Origin of the sequence: Vibrio sp. 10N.222.55.C6, from assembly GCF_041473395.1 — a bacterium.
GTDB lineage: Bacteria > Pseudomonadota > Gammaproteobacteria > Enterobacterales > Vibrionaceae > Vibrio > Vibrio crassostreae_C.
The window spans coordinates 1-563 of the sequence record NZ_JBFRSD010000551.1 but is presented as its reverse complement, the minus strand read 5'-3'; the positions used below and the strand labels follow the sequence as shown (position 1 = coordinate 563).

The 563-nt window shown below is 47.2% G+C and carries 1 pseudogene; it reads left to right on the top strand.

The window, feature by feature from the left end:
* A pseudogene (locus AB4486_RS25035) lies at positions 1–563 on the top strand (metallophosphoesterase); the annotation flags it as partial.

Below are 563 nucleotides of genomic sequence, written 5' to 3'. Positions count from 1 at the left end.
CTGAAGTGCCGGATACCAGTTATTTAGTAGAGCCAGTGAAAGGGCTTTGGTTGTTGGCGATCGACGCGAACGTTTATCGCCCGAAAGAAAACTCGTCTGATAGCTCTGTCGATGGAAACACGTTTGATGGTTCAAGCAGCGCTGGTTACAACATGATGCTGACTCACAAAGAACACGTGATTGATTGGATCTCTGATGTTGTAAAAGCAGCGAAAGAGCAGAACAAGACGCTGGTGTCTTTCTCGCACTTCCCAATGACCGACTTCTACAACGGCGCTTCTGAAGAGATTGAAGATCTGTTTGGCGAAGGAAGCCATCAACTGGCTCGTGAACCGGATGACGATACCAGCCGCGCATTAGCTGCTACTGGTCTAAATATCCATGTTGGTGGCCACATGCACTTTAACGATACGGGTAAGAAGAGCTTCAATATTGATGGTGTACAGCACACTCTATTTAATATCCAAGCACCATCGCTAGCGGGCTACATTCCGGCCTACAAACTGTTGAACATTCGCCCTGATAACCAGATTGAAGTTGAGACGGTGGTCATCGATCAAGTT